The sequence below is a fragment of the bacterium genome (assembly GCA_040757115.1).
In the GTDB taxonomy this organism is placed as follows: Bacteria; UBA9089; CG2-30-40-21; order CG2-30-40-21; family SBAY01; genus JBFLXS01.
The window spans coordinates 1-2,953 of sequence record JBFLYA010000186.1; the positions used below are offsets into that span (position 1 = coordinate 1).

At 35.0% G+C, this 2,953-nt stretch carries 5 protein-coding genes; all 5 read right to left on the bottom strand.

Going from position 1 to position 2,953, the window contains the following annotated elements:
• On the bottom strand, positions 1-467 hold a 467-nt coding region (locus AB1422_14155), incomplete at its 3' end, for a hypothetical protein (protein ID MEW6620454.1).
• Positions 464-1,429, bottom strand: a complete 966-nt coding sequence (locus tag AB1422_14160; protein ID MEW6620455.1) for a hypothetical protein — start codon at positions 1,427-1,429, stop codon at positions 464-466. The genes AB1422_14155 and AB1422_14160, both read right to left, overlap by 4 nt.
• A gap of 144 nt (positions 1,430-1,573) precedes the next feature.
• Positions 1,574-2,008, bottom strand: a complete 435-nt coding sequence (locus AB1422_14165) for a HEPN domain-containing protein (protein MEW6620456.1) — start codon at positions 2,006-2,008, stop codon at positions 1,574-1,576.
• A complete protein-coding gene (locus AB1422_14170) occupies positions 1,980-2,558 on the bottom strand; it encodes a nucleotidyltransferase domain-containing protein (GenBank protein ID MEW6620457.1) in 579 nt (192 codons plus the stop codon). Before AB1422_14170 ends, AB1422_14165 begins: the two co-directional genes overlap by 29 nt.
• 101 nt (positions 2,559-2,659) lie before the next feature.
• A partial coding sequence (locus tag AB1422_14175; GenBank protein ID MEW6620458.1) for a hypothetical protein occupies positions 2,660-2,953 on the bottom strand: 294 nt, incomplete at its 5' end.

A 2,953-nucleotide genomic window follows, 5' to 3' on the forward strand; every position in this document is an offset into this window, starting at 1 on the left:
TAAAGGAGAGTAAGGATAAGGTCTTGTGGCATTGGAGGTGTTTTAAATTCAAGCCCTTTCTCCTCATCAAGAAGAAAGTTGATTACATCCAGAGGTTTTTCAGGAGGGCTCGTTCTAAAGAGACCATTTTCTTCAATCATTTTTATAAGTTTTGCCGGATTAAAAGAGGGCTCTTCTAACTCATCTTTTGCTATTATGAGATTATGAAAGAGATAATTTCCTGGCCTTCCGAGGTTGTCTTTACCAAGGTATATTGCCCTTCCTAAGACAAACCGTTTTTCACCTAATGGATAAAAGATATATTTCGTGGGTGTAGGCATACCTTCTTTGTAAAGGAGTTGACCTGGAAGGACATAAAGGGAATGGTTCTCTAATTTTATTCGCTCATCTTTAGTAATTCCTTGCGTGGCGGTAAGGGTAGTAAATCCTTTCACGCTACTTGTATAGATATGTTGTTCTAATTTCATAAGTGTCCCTCCAGATGTAGTATCCATAATGTTGGGTCGAAGATATGAAACGGGGCTAAATGGGTTATTCTACCATCTACTGCCTTACAACCTAAAGAGGATACAGAAGTCATATAGACAGAGTTAAAATTAACCTCAATGGCATTGTAAAAGGCAGGATATTTATTTTTGATGTATGTGCTAATATCAAAGGAGTGCTTTTTTAATTCATGAAGATAGTGAGGGATTCCCTCAATAGATGGAAGATTATCACTCCGTTTTTTAGATAACGGTCCATAGATATTATCCTTACCCCACATTTCATCTGCCCAGATAAAGCAGAGCAGGGCATTCTTTTCTTCAGTCCATCCCCTTAGTGCAAGGAAGGTTGTATTAAAGAGGTTATGTAATCTCTCTGAAGCAGATTGAGGGTCTTCTTCAAGAATCTTTGGCAGGTTTATCAAAAATACCATTGTCTCAACCTTATCTAAAATAGGCAGATTTTCTCTAATCCTCTCATCAACCTCAAAGGTTTCTCCACCAACATCATAGAAGACAAAGATAATCTTCTTCAGTTCGAATCCTTTTTTGAATAATCCTTTAAGTCCCTTTATTTTGAATGGGATGTTTTGAAGGAGGAGTATCAAAGGGGTGCGAAACATTACAGGCGTTGCACCAGGAAGGTGTCCTTGTTGCAAAGGGATAACATAATTTGAGTGGATGTCATTCAGGGTTTCCTGATTTAATCCTAAGAATGAAAACTTAGGCCATATCTTTGATATGAAGCCTTCATAGAGTGTATAAAAGAAGCTACCGAAGAAACAGGTTTTGCCATACCCCCTGTAACCTATAGTATAGATAAAGACAACAGGTGTACCTTCCATAACCTCATTAATATAAACTGGAGGTATCTTTATCTTCTTCTCAGGGCATTCGCTTACTGAGTCATTATGAAATTCAGGACAGAATGGACAGGTAATCATAGTTTCACCTCCTTTACTTCCTTGAATATATGGTTAAACAGAGTTCTTTAAATCTAATCTTATTTCTCCTCTTCTTCTAACTACACCAATAAGAAATGAAATGATAAATCTTCTTTATCCCTTGAACTTTTCTTCCTTTCCATCTTAAGGATTTTCTTTCATTACAATTGCGATTATTTTCTCAATAAATTTTTGGGCAGTGGCTATGGCTAATTTTGCTTCAGAAGATGTAATTTCGTTTTCAGAGTCATAAATAAAATCATGCCGTTGACGGCGCATACGATTAAAGCGACTAATAATGTTTTCGTATTCTTCTCCCAAAATCATCTTTGTAAATTCAACAATAGTTTTGTGTGAATTCTTTGCCGTTGGGAGGTATCCTTGAGAATACATCAATGACTTACCAGCTCTTATCATAGCATGATAAGAAATAGCAAAAGACCATGTTAAGTCTATATCTAAAACCGACTCAGCAGTTTTTAAATCCTTTTGTGCCCTTTTTAACTGCTTTTCTATCTGTTTAAAATCAGGTTTTTGTTCCTTTATAAGATTATCCTGTAAGAATTTTTCGTAATTCATCCTCTACCCCTATTAACATTACTATTTTATCTCTTAATATTTCTAAAAGAAATGGATTCTTTTGTTCAATTTCTTCTTTAAGCTCCTTCATTCTATATAATTTATAGTTTATTTCCCTTTTTAAAAGTTCTTCTAATCGGTCGAGTTCTTTGATAAGTTTATCTTCATCGCAATCTCCAATTATAAAGAGGTCTATATCTGAAAGATAGCTTTCTTTGTCTTTTGCATAGGAGCCATAGATGAAAGAATAATTAATAGAGCCAATCTTTTCTAAGATTTCCTTAATACTACCGGCTACCCCAACGGTTTTAAAAACTATACTTTTTAACTCATTATATAGTGGGTAATCCTTATTGGCTTTAAAATATCTTGCATTGGCTTTATATTCACTAATCAGAACCCTTTCCTTTTCCATATTGTTTATGGTTCTCTGAAAATTACCCGGTTTTTTACCCAAAATCCTGCCAATTTCTTGCATATAAAAAGATCGGTCAGGATTAGTTAAGAAAAGTCTTAATAATTCAGCCTTATTTTTGGTCAATTCTCTCATTTTGTTTTTTTACCCTCCATATGTGTTACGCATATAATTATATGCAATTAGCATACATAAGTCAACCTTTATGTGATTATTGGCATCATTTAACTCTACATCTAATTCTCCGATAATACCCAGCAAAAGCCGAAATTTTTGTCTCTTGTCTTTCTACTTGGACTGCCTGTAACCAGCGCCTCTTCTTTATTGCTGTATTTCAGATAAATCCTGCCATAAGGCTCTTGTGAAAATTCAGAGACAAGCTCACCACACCCCAAATCGCTTCTCTTTATCCCAATCTTACATAATCCCTCAAGCAGTTTTAATATTCTTCTCTCTATTTTCTGGGTTGTTTTCATATATTCCAATGCTTCCTCAAATAGATTCTCATCCCTGAAGGCTGTATCGTAAGC

Excerpts from the sequence above, each read along its gene's own strand:
- AB1422_14160 (MEW6620455.1), bottom strand. The coding sequence starts at position 1,429 with ATGATTACCTGTCCATTCTGTCCTGAATTTCATAATGACTCAGTAAGC.
- AB1422_14165 (MEW6620456.1), bottom strand. The coding sequence starts at position 2,008 with ATGAATTACGAAAAATTCTTACAGGATAATCTTATAAAGGAACAAAAA.
- AB1422_14170 (MEW6620457.1), bottom strand. The coding sequence starts at position 2,558 with ATGAGAGAATTGACCAAAAATAAGGCTGAATTATTAAGACTTTTCTTA.